At 45.0% G+C, this 19233-nt stretch carries 14 protein-coding genes; 11 read left to right on the top strand and 3 right to left on the bottom strand.

Going from position 1 to position 19233, the window contains the following annotated elements:
- Positions 1–119 precede the first annotated feature (119 nt).
- The gene (locus JNUCC31_RS02515) at positions 120–1328 is read right to left on the bottom strand and encodes a pyridoxal phosphate-dependent aminotransferase (protein ID WP_192268270.1); all 1209 of its coding nucleotides are present in this window, start codon (positions 1326–1328) and stop codon (positions 120–122) included.
- Positions 1329–1616: 288 nt separating this feature from the next.
- Between JNUCC31_RS02515 and JNUCC31_RS02510 the strand changes: the two genes are divergently transcribed.
- Together JNUCC31_RS02510 and JNUCC31_RS02505 are read left to right on the top strand one after the other, a co-directional pair.
- On the top strand, positions 1617–2435 hold the full coding sequence (locus JNUCC31_RS02510; RefSeq protein WP_192268268.1) for a carbon-nitrogen family hydrolase: 819 nt from the start codon (positions 1617–1619) through the stop codon (positions 2433–2435).
- Positions 2436–2522: 87 nt separating this feature from the next.
- On the top strand, positions 2523–2708 hold the full coding sequence (locus JNUCC31_RS02505; protein ID WP_192268266.1) for a hypothetical protein: 186 nt from the start codon (positions 2523–2525) through the stop codon (positions 2706–2708).
- Between the two features lie 217 nt (positions 2709–2925).
- Here the strand turns inward: JNUCC31_RS02505 and JNUCC31_RS02500 are convergent, their stop codons facing one another.
- The gene (locus JNUCC31_RS02500; RefSeq protein ID WP_064636917.1) at positions 2926–3846 is read right to left on the bottom strand and encodes a LysR family transcriptional regulator; all 921 of its coding nucleotides are present in this window, start codon (positions 3844–3846) and stop codon (positions 2926–2928) included.
- Positions 3847–4281: 435 nt separating this feature from the next.
- Between JNUCC31_RS02500 and JNUCC31_RS02495 the strand changes: the two genes are divergently transcribed.
- The 3 genes from JNUCC31_RS02495 to JNUCC31_RS02485 all read left to right on the top strand — a co-directional run bounded on the left by JNUCC31_RS02495 (position 4282) and on the right by JNUCC31_RS02485 (position 8274).
- Positions 4282–5067: a DeoR/GlpR family DNA-binding transcription regulator gene (locus JNUCC31_RS02495; RefSeq protein ID WP_179282962.1), complete on the top strand. Its 786-nt coding sequence runs from the start codon at positions 4282–4284 to the stop codon at positions 5065–5067.
- Positions 5068–5093: 26 nt separating this feature from the next.
- The gene (gene nagA, locus JNUCC31_RS02490; protein ID WP_192268264.1) at positions 5094–6236 is read left to right on the top strand and encodes an N-acetylglucosamine-6-phosphate deacetylase; all 1143 of its coding nucleotides are present in this window, start codon (positions 5094–5096) and stop codon (positions 6234–6236) included.
- A gap of 397 nt (positions 6237–6633) precedes the next feature.
- The gene (locus tag JNUCC31_RS02485) at positions 6634–8274 is read left to right on the top strand and encodes an alkaline phosphatase (protein ID WP_192268262.1); all 1641 of its coding nucleotides are present in this window, start codon (positions 6634–6636) and stop codon (positions 8272–8274) included.
- 496 nt (positions 8275–8770) lie between these two features.
- On the opposite strand, the gene JNUCC31_RS02480 is transcribed toward JNUCC31_RS02485, so the two are convergent.
- Positions 8771–9610 carry an AraC family transcriptional regulator gene (locus JNUCC31_RS02480; RefSeq protein ID WP_192268260.1) on the bottom strand — a complete coding sequence of 280 codons (840 nt, stop codon included), beginning with the start codon at positions 9608–9610 and terminating at the stop codon, positions 8771–8773.
- Positions 9611–9879: 269 nt separating this feature from the next.
- Between JNUCC31_RS02480 and JNUCC31_RS02475 the strand changes: the two genes are divergently transcribed.
- The 6 genes from JNUCC31_RS02475 (at position 9880) to JNUCC31_RS02450 (ending at position 19211) form a co-directional block, all read left to right on the top strand.
- Positions 9880–10752, top strand: a complete 873-nt coding sequence (locus JNUCC31_RS02475) for a chitosanase (protein ID WP_192268258.1) — start codon at positions 9880–9882, stop codon at positions 10750–10752.
- An 88-nt stretch (positions 10753–10840) separates the two neighbouring features.
- Positions 10841–13429 (top strand): metallophosphoesterase, encoded by a 2589-nt coding sequence (locus JNUCC31_RS02470; RefSeq protein ID WP_192268256.1) that lies wholly within the window; start codon positions 10841–10843, stop codon positions 13427–13429.
- A 351-nt stretch (positions 13430–13780) separates the two neighbouring features.
- A complete protein-coding gene (leuC, locus tag JNUCC31_RS02465) occupies positions 13781–15202 on the top strand; it encodes a 3-isopropylmalate dehydratase large subunit (protein WP_192272674.1) in 1422 nt (473 codons plus the stop codon).
- A 32-nt stretch (positions 15203–15234) separates the two neighbouring features.
- Positions 15235–15837: a 3-isopropylmalate dehydratase small subunit gene (gene leuD, locus JNUCC31_RS02460; protein ID WP_192268255.1), complete on the top strand. Its 603-nt coding sequence runs from the start codon at positions 15235–15237 to the stop codon at positions 15835–15837.
- A 297-nt stretch (positions 15838–16134) separates the two neighbouring features.
- Positions 16135–17541, top strand: a complete 1407-nt coding sequence (locus JNUCC31_RS02455; protein ID WP_192268253.1) for an N-acetylmuramoyl-L-alanine amidase family protein — start codon at positions 16135–16137, stop codon at positions 17539–17541.
- Between the two features lie 257 nt (positions 17542–17798).
- On the top strand, positions 17799–19211 hold the full coding sequence (locus JNUCC31_RS02450; protein WP_192268251.1) for an N-acetylmuramoyl-L-alanine amidase family protein: 1413 nt from the start codon (positions 17799–17801) through the stop codon (positions 19209–19211).
- Positions 19212–19233 lie beyond the last annotated feature (22 nt).

Below are 19233 nucleotides of genomic sequence, written 5' to 3'. Positions count from 1 at the left end.
TTTACTCTCTGGGCGCGGCTGATCCTCTCGTACTGGTCCCGTCATCACGTTTCGTTCAATATTTCCTTATAACATACCATGGAAACTTGGTAGATGCAAAGGGGGGATGCCCCTGTAAATTACTTGAATAAATTCAACTTGCCAATCCGCTCTGCAGCTTCTTTTAATCGAGCTTCATCACTTAACAGTCCTGCACGCACATACCCCTCACCATGTGAACCGAAACCAATGCCCGGTGCGACCGCAACCTTCGCTTCACGAAGTAACACGTCTGCAAAGGAAGCAGAAGTAAAGCCCGCTGGAATAGGCAGCCAGCCAAAGAAGGAACCTCCTGGTTTTGGGGCCTGCCAGCCGATCGATGAGAGTGCATCATAGAAAATGTTGCGACGTGATTCATAACGTGCAACCAATGAAGTAACACATTCCTGGGAAGATGTCAGTGCAGCCGCTGCAGCGGCCTGGATGCCTCCGAAGAGACTCACGTAGATATGATCCTGCAGCAGATTGATTTTGGAGATAATCTCGGCGTTGCCCAACGCAAAACCGACACGCCAACCTGCCATGTTGTACGTTTTGGATAATGTGTAGAACTCAATGCCCACTTCTTTGGCACCTGGTGCCTGCAAAAAGCTCACTGGACGATGGCCATCGAATCCGATCGCCCCATAGGCGAAGTCACTGGCTACGACGATTTTATTCTGAGTGGCGAACTCTACCGTATCTTCATAGAAGGCAAGCGGAGCGGTGGCCGATGTGGGATTGTTGGGATAGTTCAGGAACATCAGCTTGGCCTTTTCCCGATCTCCGGCAGAGATTGTTTCATAATCAGGCAGGAATGCATTGGACTCCAGCAGTGGCATGAAAGACATATGTGCTTTTGCCAGTGCCACACCGGACCAATAATCCGGATAACCTGGATCAGGCACGAGACATACGTCGCCGGGATTGAGCAATATCTGAGGCAACTGGACCAAGCCAGTTTTTCCGCCGAACAAAATGGCAACTTCCGTTTCAGGGTCCAGGTCCACGTTGTAATCTTCCTTGTAACGTTTCGCAACGGCTTCCTTCAGGAAGGCATGACCGCTAAAAGGTGAATATTTGTGGTAAAGCGGATTCTCTGCCGACTCTTGCAACGTTTTAACAATGTGGGGCGGTGTAGGTGTGTCCGGGTTGCCCTGACCCAAATTGATAACATCGTGACCACTTGCGATTTCGCGGTTTACATTTTGAACAAGGGAAGCAAAAAATTGTGTTGGTAGCTGTGTCATTACATCGGATGTAGGTATGGTAAAGGCGGAACGACCCGATGAATTAGGCAGATTAGTCATGCTATACATCACTCCGGTTATGAAAGATGGCAATAGTATTCATTAATTTATCACGTCAATCCCGAGCTGTATAGAGGGGAAAACACTTCAGTTACTCGAAGACGGCAAGAATGAACTGGTTTTTGAACAAAATTGAAACAGGCCATTTATTTTTGTCCATTGAGCAAGGAACCGATTGTTAACGCTGCTTCGTGGGTTATTGTGCACAATTCATAACGAAAACAGGTTGCAGACGTCTGGAAGCTCAAGCTATGATTACAGGTATCACGATTCAGAGGAGTGCTTGTCATGACAAAACAACAAGGGGAAATGCGTGTAGCCCTCATTCAGGGGGATATTCAGCTCGGAGACCCTGAGGCCAACCATAAACATATGCAGTCTTTGCTCGAACGGGCGGTAGAACAGTATCCCGATCTGGGTCTGGCTGTACTGCCCGAAATGTGGAACACGGGCTATGCATTGGAACAAATTCATGAGCTTGCTGACCCGGAAGGAAAGAAATCAAGGGAATGGCTTGCGGCTTTTGCCCAAAAACATCGAATTTCTATCGTCGGCGGTTCTATTGCGGAGAAACGTGATGGCCAAATTTACAATACAATGTATGCCTACAATAGCGAAGGAAATCAGGTAACACGTTATGATAAATTGCATTTGTTCCGTCTGATGGATGAAGAAAAGTATCTGCAGCCTGGTGCAGAACCTGAAATATTTGAGCTGGAGAATGGTCTTACCGCAGGAGCTTCAATCTGTTACGATATTCGTTTTCCCGAGCTGGCTCGCACGCTTGCCTTGAACGGGGCCAAGGCATTAATCATACCCGCTGAATGGCCTAACCCGCGCCTGCATCATTGGCGCACGCTGCTCACAGCAAGAGCCATTGAGAATCAGATGTATGTTATTGCTTGCAACCGTGTAGGCAAAGGGGGAGACACTGAATTTTTCGGACATTCCCTCATTATTGATCCTTGGGGTGAAATTGTGGCTGAAGGCGGAGAAGGAGAAGAGATCGTGACCGGAATTATCCGTCCTTCGCTTGTGGATGAGGTTCGTGGCCGCATTCCGGTATTCGAAGACCGCAGACCAGGCATTTATTTTGGCGGTAAATAAAAAACGGTAATTTTCCAAATAAAGTGTTTATTCTCCCGAGAGGCGGGTAATGATAACTATCCCGTCACCAAGGAGGATGATCAATCAATGGACAACCATGTGAAAGATACGCTCAGGAGACTGGAACAGGAAAACACCAGGGTAGATCACTTTAGGCCATTCTTAGAGAATGGGGCAGGAGGGCTATCACCCCCTGAACGATCTGTTCAGGACGAAGGCCGCCTTGTGAATCAGCAGAACAGGCTGACAAGTGAACGTAATTTGCGAAAATAAACCGCCAAACTTGAAATTCTCATATGTACGTTTTTACGTTAACAATTCAATAATGACATCAGCAACATTGTAATGTAACGATAATTGCTAATACCATGTAAGAACTTTATCCTGCGGATGCGGGAGACGAGTATAGAACAAAGGCTTGGCCCTTATGGGTCAAGCCTTTGTTTATTTTATTGACATGTGTGGCGAACATAATTTGCGGATAATCCTGTTATTCTCCTTGAGAAAGTTCGGCGACGGTTTGTTGAAACGTATGGATGAAAGCTTCAGCAGCTTTGGAAAGGACTCGCCCTTGGCGGTAAGCAACCACCAGTGTACGGCTGGGGGTTGGCTCGGCCAACGGTACATAAACTGGAACAAATTCACTGCGGGGCGCGCGGGCAATAAAGCGTGGAACCAGTGTAATCCCCATGCCTGTAGCGACCAGTGACTGTACCGTCTCAATGTTTGTACTCTCAAACACCACATTGGGATCAAACCCGGCTTCCTCACACAGATCAAAAGTAAGTTTGCGGAATCCCTGTCCTTTCTTCAGTACAACAAATGGTTCATCGCGAAGCTCTTCCATCCGTACGGGAACCGGATGTTCCGGATCTCCTCTGCGTGCCAGAGGGTGATTTGGGGGAACAGCCAAGTCAATTCGCTCTTCCCCAATTGTTACATAAGATAGGCTTGGCTCCTGCAATGGGAGGGAGAGCAGGCTTAAGTCTGCTTTGCCACTGGCCGTCAGCTTTTCAAGCGTAAGCCCGGAGTCTTCCAGCAAGGTTACTTCAATCTCGGGATAGGCCTGCTGAAATGCGGGAAGCACATGCGGAAGTAGGTGGGAGCCAGTGATTGGCATGCTGCCTACAACGACTTTACCTTTACGCAGCTGGGAAATGTCTGACATTTCCTGTCTGAGCAGCTCGACGGCATCAATGATTTTCTGGGCCTGCTCTACAAAAGTCACCCCTGCATGAGTTAGCTCCACGGTGCTGGTATTACGCTGGAATAAAAGTACACCCAGCTCCTTTTCCAGCTTGGACAGCTGCTGACTTAGCGAAGGCTGGGCGATGTGCAGCTTCTCGGCTGCACGGGAGAAATTCCGCTCTGCCGCGATCTGCAGCGTATATTGAAGTTGTCTGAATTCCATATCAACACGTCATTCCTTTCGTTATGCCATCATTATAGCACTACAGATGAAGAAATCGTTATTTTTGCTGAAACGCTTGCACTGCTTAAAAAGAGTTAATACAACACAGGCACAACTATAACAAAAAGAAACGGCCCCGCAAGGGGGGGAGCGGGAAGTCCAATTCTGCAACGAGCATTAGAGCGCTTTTTGATGATAAGTATCTGAGTGATTTAAGTCAATTTGTTAAGCAAATGGCTCCGAAATCCATCCTTCATTTTTTCTTAGCAGTAAATCTTAACTTATGAAGACGTTAACGGATGTAAATTCATCTGGCTAACGTCTTTATTATGAACGGTCAGGAATAAATACTTAAACAAACTTAAAACTTGCTTATATTAACTTGCGAAAAATAAAAATTATACTTATAATTACTTAAAAGGAGGTGCAAGTATTGTGTATCAAGAGGAAAGATTGTTAAAAATACTCGAATACTTGAAACAACACCAATCGATGAGTGTTACAGATATCTGTACGCTGTTTGAAGTATCAAGGGATACTGCACGAAGGGATATTGTTAGATTAGTACAGGAAGGCGTTGTGATTCGAACTCATGGGGGGCTATCGTTACCTGAGTTACAGAAAGAAATGCTGTCTTATCAGGATCGTTTGATTGATGAATCCGAGAGTAAGAAAAAAATAGGGAAGTTTGGGGCAAAACTTATCCAAGACCATGAGACTGTGATTTTAGACGTATCAACTACGGTGCAATTTGTAGCGGAACAAATTAGCGCAAAAAATTGCACGGTGGTCACGCACTCGATTGATAACGTAGGGATCTTGTCCAATCGAGAGGATCTTCAAATCTATATTCTCGGTGGTTACTTGAATGTAAAGCACCGCTTTTTATATGGATCTTCCATTATCGATAAACTCAGTGAAATTCGTGCTGATAAAGCCTTCATTGGAGCATCGGCAATCCGGTCTGATGGGCTCTATTATCCATATGAAGAAGATGCCCGGGTAAAGAAAGAAATGGCGAGAAGATCTGATCAGGTTATCGTAGTAGCCGATCACACAAAATTTATTGGCAAATCTATTCATCGGCTGGACTTTGATTTCGTTGACATTTTAGTCACAAATCTGGAACTCCCGAGTGAGATCAGAGAAGTTCTGGATCAGAAGAACATCACTGTTATTGAGTGTCAGGAAGAAAATGAAGAGGTTCGAAAGCAAGACTGATAACCATAGGAAAGAGGAGGGTTTTTATGTATTATATTTTGCATAATGTACAGATGGCACTTCGCAACCGTATCGTTCCATCAGCCAATGTGTGGATTTCTGAAGGGAAAATCATGAGGATAGACACAGGTGATCTTCCTACGCTAGAAGGAGAGTATGAACGGATTGATGGGAGAGGACATTTGCTAGTACCTGGGATGATAGATGTTCATATCCACGGTGCCAATGGCTTTGATATGATGGACGGTACTGAAGAGAGTATTCAAGAAGTTTCACGCCAATGTGCTTTAACGGGGTGTACCTCATTTCTGGCTACATCTGTTAGTTCTACGATGGAGGATCTTCTGGAAATGATTCGTAGTGTCAAGCGTGTAATAGGACAAGAAGTGGGGGCAAAGATCGCAGGGATTCACTTAGAGGGGCCGTATCTGAACCCGAAGCGAAAAGGAATGCAGAATGAAAAGTATTTGCGGCATCCCAACATAGAAGAAATGAAGATCATTTTCCAGGAAGCAGGGTCACTCATTAAGATGGTTACTATTGCTCCCGAGCTGCCGGGAGGAATGGACTTGATTTCCTTTTTGAAAGAACAGGGAGTAGTTATAGCGATCGCTCATTCGGATGCTACATATGAGGAAGCCAAACAAGCCTTTACATCAGGTGCGAGTCATGTTACGCATTGTTTTAATGGCATGCGGCCGATCCATCATCGAGACCCGGGTCTGATCGTGGCTGCTTTTGAAGAGAAACATGTAAGTCTTCAAGCTATTGTAGATAATGTCCATCTGCATCCTGCTATTATTCGACTGATGCATAACCTGAAAGGACCGGAAGGAATGGTCTTGATCACAGATGCTTTACAAGCAATGGGTATGGGCGATGGGAATTATCTATTTGGAGGCCATCATGTCACGGTATCGGGTGGCATTGCAAAACTGGAGGATGGAACACTGGCCTCCAGTACAGTTACCATGAATGAAGCCTTACGTTATACTGTCGAAACCGGAATTCCCTTGATAGATGCCTTACAGATGGCTTCAACTACGCCAGCCAATATTCTTGGATTTCAACAAAAGGGGGAAATTTCCTCTGGTTTCGATGCCGACCTCGTCCTATTGGATGATGAATTTCAGGTTCTCTGGACGATGGTGGGCGGTCAAATTCTATAAATCACTATTATTTGCGATTCCACAGCGAAAGCCCATTAGATAAGTCTAGTGGGCTTATTTTTTATTTTCTTCACATTCCGACCCATACAGAATGTAGCGAACTTGAGTAATTTTAACTTTAATAATGTCTCATCTTCGTTGATATTGGTAGGCCGTAACCTTACAATCTCCGAAATTCCCCAAATTCAAAGCACTGGTAGATCACCTCGCGATATCCTCGTAATAAGGCAGTGTAGTACTGAAAAGGGCGCCCTTTTTTTACATATATCAGTAGCACAGGTCAAGACAAAATATGCATAGAATTTAACATATAACAAGAGAATAGGTGCTGTTCCCGCAAACAATCCTCCTTTAAACTTGAAGCGTACTTAACAAAATCTGCTAGAGGGGGATTCAAATGCGCAAAAAGGTTATCGGGGGAATTTGCACTACAGTTCTGGTTTGCAGTCTGCTTGCGGCGAACAACGGAACGACCTACGCCAATGGCGTCAATAACTCTGATGCTCCTACGAACAAATCGGTCAAGAATGTGATCCTGTTTATTACGGATGGGATGAGCTTATCCGATGTTAACTTGGCCAGATGGTATCAGGGAGGACAGGCGCTTACGATGGATAAGTATTTTAGCGGCCTGGTCAGAACGTATTCCACGGATTCACTTACCACGGATTCCGCTGCGGGGGCTACGGCATATGCCACAGGCCATAAGGTTAAGAGTGAGACGGTATCCATACTTCCAGACCTAATAACGATGCCGTTCGTGGATGCAGTTAAACCCGAGGACGTGAACAAACCTCTCCCTACGATTATGGATGCAGCCAGAATGGCAGGGAAAAGTACAGGAACGGTATTTACTTGTGAATTAACGGATGCGACGCCTGCGACATTTCTAAGTCATGCATACACGCGTGACAATGCGCAGTCTATTGCAGAGCAGATGGTCTACAGTGGGGTAGATGTTCTTCTCGGGGGTGGGGCTGGGTATTTGGTACCCGGCAAAGAAGACATTAACCGCAAGGACGGAGAAGATTTAACCAAAGTCCTTAAATCGAATGGATATGAATATGTAACGGATAAAGCAGGATTAATAAATTCTAAAACGAATAAAATCTGGGGTCTGTTCAACTCCGAAGCGCTGGATGCTGATTTTGACCTGAACCCGCAAAAACAGCCGAGCCTTGCTGAAATGACCAAAGTAGCTGTAGAGAAATTGTCACAGAATGAGAAAGGTTTTGTTCTGATGGTCGAAGCAAGTCAGATTGACTGGTATGGTCATGATAACGATCCGGTGGGGATTATGAGTGAGACATTAGCGTTTGATAAAGCCTTCAAAGCCGCTGTTGACTTTGCAGAAAAAGATGGAAATACAGCAGTCCTATCGGTTTCGGATCATGCTACCGGTGGGCTCAATATGACGAACTATGATTCCACCAAGGACCTTGTCTCCGTGATGAAGAAAGCGAAGCATACCAGTTATTACATTGAAGGCAGTATTAATGAGAACAATTTCAAGAAGGTCCTTGCGGATAATTATGGACTTAGTGATTTAACTAAAGAAGAAGCAGAACGAGTCAAAAAAGGAATGAAAGATAACCTTTCGCCGGTCATCGGTAAAATCTTGGGGAATAAGACAGGCGTAACCTTCTCCACGGATGATCACACATCGGAAGAAGTCGGATTGTTCGCCTATCATCCGGCTAATTTTAAACCGACCGATTTCGTGAACAGCGGCGTAATCCAGAATACGGATGTGAGTAAGTATATTCAAGAAGTGACTGGACTAAATCTGGCTCAACTTCAGAATACACTGTACGTATCCAGTGATAAATTCAAGGCCAAAGGGGCTACGATCACCCTAGATAAGGCAGATAAGACCAATCCGGTGGTTGTAGTGAAAAAAGCAGGCCAAGTTCTCAAGCTGCCTATAGATAAAAACATCGCCATTCTGGACGGCAAAACAACGAAACTCAATGTACTGACGGTAATGATTAAAGATAAAGTGTGGGTTTCACAGGATGCAGTGGACTTGATTCTCTAATTCTTAAAGCTACGGTGTGATTTGTCGCGTGAAAGTTTAAGCGCTTAAACTGTGGTCTGCATGTCTTTAAGGCAGTTTTTCATGCCTAGTAACTATTGTCTAAAGTCACCCATCGCCCGAAGAAAATAACAGAAGCGTACACGATACAACTAGTTCTTATAATGGTATTTTCTATAAAGTAGTGTGTATAACTGCCCTGAATCAAAAGAATGAAGCACGTAATAAGGAGAAGAATGGCTACTAATAATGCACCGTCATATACCGAACGGTACGTACGGTGGTGTGAGAGGTAGGGGGCTTAAACGCCCCCTCCTACTCGATTATGGGTATTTTTCAAAAGGTATCCATAATGGCGAATGAGTATATGAGGTAATCTCACTAACCGGAATGTTAATATCCTATCGTTATACTATGTCGGCAGGGTACGATACGATAGACGGGGGAGAGATTGGGCATTTTATTTTCTCTAATGATTGGTATTCCAGTGGTTTTGCTATTAAGACTTAAATTGTTTGCGGAAGCAGAGCGGCGAGATGCCCATCATTAATTTGAAGGTTCGTCCAAAATGGGAGGTGTTATCAAACCCAACCATTCCCGCAATTTCAGTAACATTAAAAGAAGAGCCAACCAGCAAATCACGCGCTTCTTTAATACGGATGTTATTGATATATTCAATGAAGCTGAATCCGGTGGATTCTTTAAAAGTTCGGCAAAGGTAGGAAGAGCTTATATCGAATTGCCGTGAAATCTCACAGAGCTTAAGCGGTTCCATATAATGTTGATTTACATAATTAACAATGTCCAGGACTTTCTTGTGTGCACGATTGGATTCCACCAATGGAGCTGCAAGGCTGTCAAATAGTTTACGATTAAGATTGATGAGCAACTCCACCAATAAAATTTGTTGGTACTGTTCATATCCGCGAGCTTGCTTTTTCTCTTCCTGAATCATCTTCTGAAAAAGCTGTTCCATGAAATACTGATCCTTCCCGTTCATCTTCAAAGAGCGGTAATCACTTTTGAACAATTTGAGCAGTTCCTCACATTGACCGCCGGTGCAGAAATGCTGCAGAAATTCTTTCTTGAACAGCAGTGTAACCCGTTCATACATATTGCAGCCGGAATTAACCAGTTTGTGCTTTTCGTGAATATCCACAAATAGCAGTGTTCCACCCGCAACCTGGTATGTTCTGTCCCCTATAAAATAATAAAAATCTCCTGATATTAAATACAGAATCTCATATGCATCATGATAGTGACTTGAAGGCATGCTGGTATATACCTGTTTCTTGTGGCTGATGTCAAAAAGAGTAGACTCATAAAATACCGGCTTCATTTAGCACCCCCTAAGAGGATTGTAGACTTGATCTATAGTGTGTAGCAATATATGTATAAAAATTTAATAATTACAAGAGAATACGTGCTGTTTAGACAAACTTTTTGAGTTAAGCTTAAGCTGAATTTACCAAGTGCTGGAAAAGGAGGTGTCATGCTCAGAGGTTTGGGGATAAGGTTCATCTCTGTTAAAAGTTAAAGCGCTTATACTATTTGGTTAAGGGAGAGATTGCGGTGCTTAATTCAACGAATAGCAAGGTTTTCAGGAAGATGAAATTTTCATTGTTGATCCTGCTCAGTTTTTCAATCATTATCTCTTATGGCTCTCTGTCTAGTACGTTCCAACAGAAGAGTTACGCGGCAGGGAACCCTGATTCAAATTTCTCACCGGCAACACTTCAATTCTTGCGTATTAACACTGGTCTCGATGGTGAGCAATGGAACAATATTATGATGCTTGTCAACAAACCGGAGCAGGACGATCTGAACTGGACCAAGTTTTACGGATATTGTGAAGATATTGATGATGACCGTGGTTATACGATTGGAATATTCGGTGCGACTACAGGCGGCTCAAATGACACCGGTCCCGACGGTCCGGATCTGTTCAAGGAATATGACGCTGCCAAAGGCGCGAGTAATCCTTCGGTTAAAGGCGCATTGGCCCGAATCGGTGTCAAGGGTGCGATGAAAGGGAAGATCCTCGAAATCAATGAAAGTGAAAAGAGTTTCTGCAAAAAGATCGGCAATTTGCAGAATGATCCCGAGTGGAGAGAGGCTATGTGGAAAACGTTCTACAATGTCTATATTAAGTACAGTGTGGATCAGGCCCGCAAACGCGGCTTTAACTCGGCATTAACGATTGGTTCCTTCGTGGACGCTGCGCTGAATCATGGAGCGACCGGCGGCTCCGAGACTCTTCAAGGGCTTTTGGGTAAATCAGGAAGCAGCACGGATGAGAAGACTTTCATGACCAAATTTTATAAAGAACGGACCAAGATTGTGGATACGAATGAGTACAACTCTCCGCCTAACGGGAAGAATCGTGTGAAGCAATGGAGTAATTTGCTGAACATGGGGGAGACAGACCTGAAGAGCGCAGATTCGGCAGTACGTCAAGTCACCGACTGGGAACTCCAATAACAGGAATGTAAGGGTAGCAGAACCGCCGTTCTTCTCGGTGACGGCGGTTTGATGATAAGTGAGTTTAATGAAGAAGGAGATGGGCCAAATGGATAAAAACCAATCTTATCTCAAGAACAGATTTTCCAAGGTGATCAGTCTAATGGCTATAGGTTTGCTGCTTGCCATGGAGTTGACCGGTTTTGTCTCAGCAGGAAGGGAAGAAAGTGAGGAAGGTCTTGCAAGTGAAGCAGCTGCAGTACAGGAAACGATTGCCCAGTGGATTTTTAAGGACAAAGGCGAGAACGGATTATTTCCGGCTACCGGCGGGGTAAATCAAACGGCTTCATCCATTCGTGATGTAGGAACAAATACAGATGCATACACCTATGAGTCAGGTGAGAACAGTGTACGCAACCAGGGCTGGCATGAAGGAACGGGCATTAAATACTGGCTGGCCACGCTTTCGACCAAAGACTTCGAAGCTATCTCCCTCTCTTCACAGCAAACTTCTTCAAGTACGGGACCCAAGGATTTTAAGGTGCAATACAGTACAAATCAGCAGGAATGGACAGATGTTGTAGGCGGTAAACTGGTTCTTGCCCAGAACAATTTTAATTGTGCTAATAATTCCTGCAAATTAACGAACCTCGCTTTGCCTGCGGGAATAAACAATCAAGATGTAGTCTATATCCGTTGGGTGGTAGACTCTGTAAAAAGCGTAAGCGGAGGAACGGTGTCCAGCTCAGGCTCAAGCAGAATCAAGGATGTAGTCATTAAAGGAACACGTATTAGTGGCGAACCTGGGGACACTCCCACACTTGAGGTAAGCAAAACTCCAGCCTCAGGAGCTGCAGATGTTTCTCTTAACGCAGAGATCACAATAAAGTTTAATAAAGCCATCAGTCTCGACAGTGGCTTTCAAGTTGTAATCACGGAAAACAGTGTCCCGCTTAACAACATCTCTGCCTCGCTTCTCGGTCAAGACACGGTTAGAGTCAGCCACCCTAATTTTACTTCAGGAAAAACTTACCAGGTGACCATCCCTAAAGAGCTTGTTAAGGGGGCTATGGACGGCCGGACACCGGACAACAATATTACCTGGAGCTTTAAGACGAAGTCTCTGGATACCGGCAACAAAACACCAACACTGCTGAACATGACTTTTAATGGGGATCCAAAGACAAGTATCGCCTTTGACTGGTATACAGCCGAAACCGTCAGAGGTACAGTAGTGCAAGTGGTGGAGGCCTCCAATGCGGGAGGAAACGATTTCCCGGAACAACTGGCGACTTCGTATGAGGGCAGCTCAACAGTTATTGAAACCTTAATGACCTCAGGAGACAGAAGCTCCAAGAAGTATAAAAAGTTCGCCAGTCATAAGGTTATCGCAAGCGATCTCAAGCCTGGAACCAAGTATATGTACCGAGCTGGTAACGGTGATGCGGACGGCTGGAGCGAGACAGGTTCTTTTACTACGGACAAGGCGAATAATCAGGATTTCCATTTCCTCTATGTTACCGACACCCAAGGCTCCAGCAAGTCGAATTTCGATCTGTGGCAGGATACTTTTAAGAGAGCTATTGAGAAAACAGTAGATCCCAAGTTTGTTCTTCTTACAGGGGATCTAACGGATGACGGTGATCTGGAGCAGCTGTGGCAGTGGTTCTTGGGAGTGCCGAAAAAAGAATTTGCCAATGTGCCATTTGCGCCGATCATCGGTAATCATGAGATAGAGGATTATCCGAATAATAACTTCTATAACCATTTTAATCTTCCAAAGGATGTCGGGACGGGCGCTCATGACGGGTCGGTGTATGCTTTCGAATACGGCGATGCCTTGTTCATGCAAATCAATTCCCAGTACGAAGGGGAGGTCAAACCTTACAAAGCGGATATTCAGTTCACGAAGCAGTTGGAATGGATGCGGAATCAGGTGGCAAAGACCGACAAAAAGTGGAAATTCGTCTCTATGCATAAGGGAGCTTATTCTTCAGGGGATAATGCTTCGGCCGAAAGCGATCGGGTAGAATTTTACCGGAAATATCTGATTCCTGTATTTGATGAGCTGGGTGTGGATATGGTGTTTGAGGGACATGACCATATGTATATGAGGTCTTTTCAAATGCTGAACAACGTTCCAATTAAGAATGTCATTACCGATGAGCAAGGAAATGTGCTGAATCCCAAGGGGACTGTATATTTAATGGGTAACTCGGCCGCTTCGAAATTCTATGCTCTTAATCCAGATGCAGACACGTTTTTTGCAGCAAAAAACGAGCAGCCCAACAAGAAAATGTTTGTGGATGTTTCCATTTCAAACGACGTGCTGAAGTTTACATCTTACACAGCTGTTAAAGATAAACCCCTTGCTGTCTATGATGTTTACAGTATTAAACGGACGGACGTCAAACCCGGCACAGTTCAAAACCCAAGCGCAGTAAGACAGTCCGGGAACCGTGCAGTTCTTTCGTGGAAAGCGCCAGCAAATAGCTCTGAGCCGGTGCGAGGTTACCGGATTTACGAGAAGAATGATAAAGTCAGCACAAATTGGAGCATATATGTACCGGCGGTAAGTGGTCAGATGAGTTACAGCTATACAGTAAACGGCATAGATTCTGCTAAAGCCTACAATTTCGTTATTAAAGCAGTGGGGACAAGAAGTAATTCACTTCCAGCAGAGGCAGGAATGCAATGAATGGATAAATATGGGGAATACGATCGTCTGGAACAGGTGAGATGTATTCATGGTAGCCCTGGTAACAGGGCTGCTTTTTTTGTGTTTTATATAAAAAGCATTGACAGAGAAGAGGCTGGAACGTAGTATAAAATTTATATGATAATGATAATTGTTATCAATTGGAACCCCTGCGTAAAGCAGTGGTTTATTTGCATTTTCCTCGTTATAGGCTGAACCTATTACATCTATAGAAATTATATCTTGGAACAATGAAGGACAGGGTGATATATTTATGTCATTCAAGAGCTTTACTTTTAGAGGAACGTACAAGGCTCTTCCAAGGACCGAACTTATGATGAGGTGAAAATGATGAGTAAAAAAACGATGTTTGAGAAAATTTGGGAAAATCACGTGATTCATCAGGAAGAAGGCAAGCCAAGCATTTTGTATATTGATCTGCATTTGGTGCACGAAGTAACATCACCGCAGGCATTTGAAGGTCTGCGTCTGAGTGGTCGGAAAGTCCGTCGCCCTGAACTGACGTTTGCGACCATGGATCACAACGTTCCAACCAAGGATCGTTTCAACATTACAGATCCGATCTCCAAACAACAAATTGACACGCTTTCACAAAACTGCCGTGATTTCGGCGTAAAACTGTATGATCTGGATACCATCGACCAAGGTGTTGTACACGTTATGGGACCTGAACTGGGTCTGACTCATCCAGGTAAAACGATTGTATGTGGAGACAGCCACACATCCACACATGGTGCATTTGGTGCATTGGCATTCGGAATCGGAACAAGTGAAGTCGAGCATGTTATGGCAACCCAATGTTTGCAGCAAGCCAAAGCCAAAACGATGGAAGTTCGTTTTGTCGGCAAGCGTAACCCGGGTGTAACGGCGAAGGATATGATTCTCGCAGTTATCGCCAAATACGGTACAGATTTTGCAACAGGTTATGTTATTGAATATACAGGTGAATCGATCCGTGAACTGAGCATGGAAGAGCGCATGACCGTCTGCAACATGTCCATCGAAGGTGGAGCGAGAGCGGGCATGATTGCTCCGGATGAAACCACATTTGAATATCTGCGTGGACGTGAATACGTACCTGCTGATGGCAAATTCGATGAAGCGGTTGCTGCCTGGAAAGAGCTTGTAACCGACGAAGGTGCTGAATTCGACCGAGTGGTTGAAATCGATGTGGAAACATTGATTCCGCAAGTAACTTGGGGCACAAGTCCAGGCATGGGAACCGACATTTCTTCGAAAGTTCCTGTACCGGCTGAATTGCCAACTGAAAATGAACGTAAAGCAGCTGAAAAAGCGCTTGAATATATGGGCTTGGAACCTGGAACACCAATCTCCGAAATCCCGGTTGATTATGTATTTATCGGTTCATGCACCAATGGACGGATTGAAGATCTGCGTGCTGCTGCACAGGTAGCCAAAGGTCACACTGTATCCAGTAATGTTACAGCGATCGTTGTTCCAGGTTCGGGACGTGTTAAAATTCAGGCCGAAAAAGAAGGTTTGGATAAAATTTTCACTGAGGCTGGATTTGAATGGCGTGATGCAGGATGCAGTATGTGTCTGGCCATGAACCCGGATGTATTGAAACCAGGACAACGCTGTGCTTCGACATCCAACCGTAACTTCGAAGGACGTCAGGGACGCGGAGGACGTACTCACCTTGTATCTCCTGCAATGGCAGCAGCAGCAGCGGTTAAGGGACACTTCGTTGACGTACGTGACTGGAATTTCAAAACGGAAGCAGCTATCTAACATAGGAACGGATTGAAGGGAGAACGAATGATATGGAAGAATTTAAAACACTGCAAGGCATCGTTGCACCGGTAGATCGGGTCAATGTAGATACAGATGCCATCATTCCGAAACAATTTTTGAAACGGATCGAACGGACCGGATTTGGACAATTTTTGTTCTATGAATGGCGTTTTGACGAAGAGGGGAACAACAATCCCTCCTTCGAACTGAATAAACCTCGTTACAAAGGGGCATCCATTCTGATTTCACGTGCCAACTTCGGCTGTGGGTCATCCCGTGAGCATGCGCCATGGGCAATTATGGACTACGGATTCCGTTGCGTGATTGCACCATCCTATGCTGACATTTTCTATAATAACTGTTTCAAAAATGGCATTCTGCCAATTCAACTGTCGGAAGAGCAGGTAGAAGATCTGTTCCAGCGTACAGCGACTCATGAAGGTTATGAACTAAATGTGAATCTGGAAAACAAAACGATTACAGATGCACACGGGTTGCATATTGATTTTGATCTGGATGAACACCGTCGTCAATTCCTGTTGCAAGGTCTGGATGATATCGGTCTGACACTTCAGCATGATGATGAAATTACAGCTTATGAAGAGCGTCACGCGGCTAAATTGTTTGGATAAATAGCTTCAACCAACCAAGCGTTTCAATTTTGGCAAAATGAATATCGAACCTCTAGACCGAGCATGGAACCTCAACGTTCCAGACTCGGGATTGAGGTTTTTTTGCATTGTGCCTATTAAGCGTGCAGCTTCTGATTGTAGGGATAATCCGACTAAATATGACAACGTTGTAACCGGATGAAGAGACAATATCTGATAAACTGATTAGTAGATTATGGAAGGGTTGATAGAGTCGAGTGTTGCATCACAGCGAATCAGGTGGAAGGTTCAAAAGACAAACAGAATGGTGGTTGATGTATGAAAAAGTGGTCGGCAGCAGTCTTTGTTTTTCTGTTCCTGTGTTTATTTCCTGTCATGGCAAATGCCGATTCGTCTCCATCGATTGTGCTGGACGGTGTGACCATTAAGCAACAATCGGGAGCTCCGGCCGAGAACATTGGCAAGACCGTGATGGTGCCCATTCGGATTGTCTCTGAAAATCTCGGATATCAGGTGAAGTGGGAGAAAGCCACCCAGACCGTCCGAGTTCTCAAAGGTAACAGCAGTATCCAGATGACGGCCGGTGAGGATGCAGCCACTGTGAATGGAAGTCGGGTCAGTCTGGACTCGCCGCCCCTTGTTAAGCAGGGGACTACACTGGTTCCACTACGGTTTGTCGGTGAGGGCATGGGTCTGCGTGTGGGATGGGACAATGGAACCAAGACAGTTAGCCTATTTAGCATCCCTCCTGTAGCAGATCCAGAAAATGAAAATGATCCAGTAGAAACACCTGCATCGAATGGTCTTGGAGAGCTTCAGAACATCAGCTTCAGCGGGGATCGACTGATTGTTGCGACGAATGGTGATATGACACCCAAAGTGTCCAGTATCAGCGGACCTGATCGCATTATCGTGGATCTGCCTGACACTACATTTTCCAAGGAATTCAGTCAGGGGCAAGTAAGCAGTCCGGATGGGAGCGGGAGTATTCAGGTTACGGATTCAGCACTGGTCTCGAAGGTCCGATATGCGATATTTAGCAAGTCACCTTCAACGGTGCGTGTGGTACTAGATCTGAATCAGGCAGCTACTGCCAAATGGTCACTAGGCGAGAACAACGTCTTGCTCGTTGACCTTACAGCAAGTGACGGAGAACCAACAAGTCAGCCGGCATTGCCAACCAATGATGGCAAAAAGGTCGTTATTATCGATCCGGGACATGGCGGACGTCAATCGGGAGCCGTGAGTGTGTCAGGTGCCTATGAGAAGGATTTTAATCTGTCTGTGGGATTAAAAGTGCAGGAGCTAATGAAACAGTATACGGAGATTCAGACGGTGATCACAAGACAGGATGATACGGAGTTATCCCTGCAGCAGCGTGTGGATATCGCCCAACTGAATCAAGCGGATATTTTTGTCTCCATTCATGGAAACAAGTTCACAACCCCAGTTCCTAATGGGATAGAAACACTATACAGTCGCAAGGAAAGCAAAACTCTGGCTGACATACTGCACAAACATGTGTTACCAATTACGGGATTCAAGGATCGGGGAGTCAAAACAGCAAGTCTGCATGTAACCCGTGAAACAACAATGCCTGCGGTTCTACTTGAACTCGGATTTTTAAGCAATCCTTCCGATGAAGCAATTATGCTTACAGAGGATTATCAGGATAAATGTGCACAGGCCATTGTCGACGGAATCGTGGAATATTTGGGTTTATAAGCTTTGTATGCGCAATTATGCAGATTAGGACAGTTCGTTGTTTAGAGATGCATATTTGATAATAAAGGGAAAATCCAGACAATAAAATGTAGAAAAAGCTTGATTTGACAACGTTTTTTTTCTGTTATGTTGGAATATATTCGCAACTTTTGGGAGCGCGGGGCGTCTAATAGGTGTCTGGTAATGCCCAAGTGGTCAGTCGGAGCTGAAGATTCACAACATGCGGCAAAAAAATATGAGAATGGTAGGGGTGAAGGATGAAGAAGTTCGGTTTTTTGGTACTGTTATTTGTCTTTGGGCTCGTTTTCCCGGGCTATAGTCATGCAGCAGCAGATACGCACATTATCCTAGATGGGAAAGAGATTGTACAGCCTTCGGATGCCAAAGCGGAAATCATCAACAGTAAAGTGATGGTTCCGATTCGGGTGATTTCGGAGAGCCTGGGATATGGTGTGGACTGGAAACAGGCAACAAGCACCGTGACTATTAGTAAAGACAACACTGCCATGCAGATGATTGTAGGACAGAAGACGGCAACGGTGAACGGCAGTAACGTGAACCTGGATGCCCCACCACTCGTAAAAAATGGTACCACACTTGTGCCTCTCCGGTTCATTGGTGAGCAAATGGGTCTTAAGGTGGGTTGGAACAATACAACGAAGACGGTAACATTAGTTACCCAGAATTCAGGTTCCGGAAACGGGACAACCACTCCTCCGAACTCTGGCAATGACGGCGGAGGTTCCAATCAGGAGGGTCTTGTACTGGTGAACGGCATCAGCTTCAGCGATAACCGCCTCTTGATTGCAACAAGCGGTAATACGAAGCCGAACGTCTTCACGATGACAGGACCGGATCGAATCGTTATTGACTTGCCGAACACTGCTTTTGCTGATTCTTTCAGTGAAGGACAAGCTCTTGATAGCAACCAGAATGGACAGCTTGTTGTGAGTGGATATCCGGATGTGTCGAAAATTCGTTATTCTTTATACAGCAATAGCCCTTCGACGCTTCGCTTTGTTATTGATTTGAGCAATGCCAAAGGTTATGACGTGCAAAGTGACTCGGGCCTCGTTATGATTGATCTGAACAAAGAAGGGACTACAACACCACAACCTCCAGTTGGAAACAATGGCAAAAAGGTTGTTGTTGTAGATGCTGGACACGGTGATCAGGACCCAGGAGCCATTGGGGTAACGGGCAAAAGAGAGAAAGATTTCAATCTGGCAATGGCGCTGAAAGTGGAAGCATTGCTGAAAAAAGAATCCAACATTGACGTTGTGCTGACGCGCAGCGATGATACATTTTTGGCTTTGAAAGAACGTGTGAAGATCGCAGAAAGCTTGAAGGCTGATATCTTTATTTCCATTCATGCAAACAGTGGTTCTGCTGCGGCGAACGGTGTGGAGACATATTATACCCGTTCTAACAGCAAGGCACTGGCTACGGTAATGCATAAGTACCTTTTGCAATCATCTGGTCTGAAGGATCGGGGAGTGAAAACGGCGAGTCTCCACGTAACCCGCGAAACAACGATGCCGGCAGTTTTGCTGGAAGCCGGTTTCCTGAGCAACAAGAGTGATGAAGCTGCATTGTTCACTGAAAGCTTCCAGAACAGTGTAGCCAAAGGGATTGTTGCAGGAATCAAGGAGTATCTGGGAATTAAATAAGGGTTTTAGCCCTTATGATCAG

The organism is Paenibacillus sp. JNUCC-31 (assembly GCF_014844075.1).
In the GTDB taxonomy this organism is placed as follows: Bacteria; Bacillota; Bacilli; order Paenibacillales; family Paenibacillaceae; genus Paenibacillus.
The sequence above is the reverse complement of the archived record's forward strand: the minus strand, read 5'-3'. Positions and strand labels throughout refer to the sequence as shown.

Excerpts from the sequence above, each read along its gene's own strand:
- JNUCC31_RS02515 (WP_192268270.1), bottom strand. The coding sequence starts at position 1,328 with ATGACTAATCTGCCTAATTCATCGGGTCGTTCCGCCTTTACCATACCT.
- JNUCC31_RS02510 (WP_192268268.1), top strand. The coding sequence starts at position 1,617 with ATGACAAAACAACAAGGGGAAATGCGTGTAGCCCTCATTCAGGGGGAT.
- JNUCC31_RS02505 (WP_192268266.1), top strand. The coding sequence starts at position 2,523 with ATGGACAACCATGTGAAAGATACGCTCAGGAGACTGGAACAGGAAAAC.
- JNUCC31_RS02500 (WP_064636917.1), bottom strand. The coding sequence starts at position 3,846 with ATGGAATTCAGACAACTTCAATATACGCTGCAGATCGCGGCAGAGCGG.
- nagA (WP_192268264.1), top strand. The coding sequence starts at position 5,094 with ATGTATTATATTTTGCATAATGTACAGATGGCACTTCGCAACCGTATC.
- JNUCC31_RS02485 (WP_192268262.1), top strand. The coding sequence starts at position 6,634 with ATGCGCAAAAAGGTTATCGGGGGAATTTGCACTACAGTTCTGGTTTGC.
- JNUCC31_RS02480 (WP_192268260.1), bottom strand. The coding sequence starts at position 9,610 with ATGAAGCCGGTATTTTATGAGTCTACTCTTTTTGACATCAGCCACAAG.
- JNUCC31_RS02475 (WP_192268258.1), top strand. The coding sequence starts at position 9,880 with ATGAAATTTTCATTGTTGATCCTGCTCAGTTTTTCAATCATTATCTCT.
- JNUCC31_RS02470 (WP_192268256.1), top strand. The coding sequence starts at position 10,841 with ATGGATAAAAACCAATCTTATCTCAAGAACAGATTTTCCAAGGTGATC.
- leuC (WP_192272674.1), top strand. The coding sequence starts at position 13,781 with ATGAGTAAAAAAACGATGTTTGAGAAAATTTGGGAAAATCACGTGATT.
- leuD (WP_192268255.1), top strand. The coding sequence starts at position 15,235 with ATGGAAGAATTTAAAACACTGCAAGGCATCGTTGCACCGGTAGATCGG.
- JNUCC31_RS02455 (WP_192268253.1), top strand. The coding sequence starts at position 16,135 with ATGAAAAAGTGGTCGGCAGCAGTCTTTGTTTTTCTGTTCCTGTGTTTA.
- JNUCC31_RS02450 (WP_192268251.1), top strand. The coding sequence starts at position 17,799 with ATGAAGAAGTTCGGTTTTTTGGTACTGTTATTTGTCTTTGGGCTCGTT.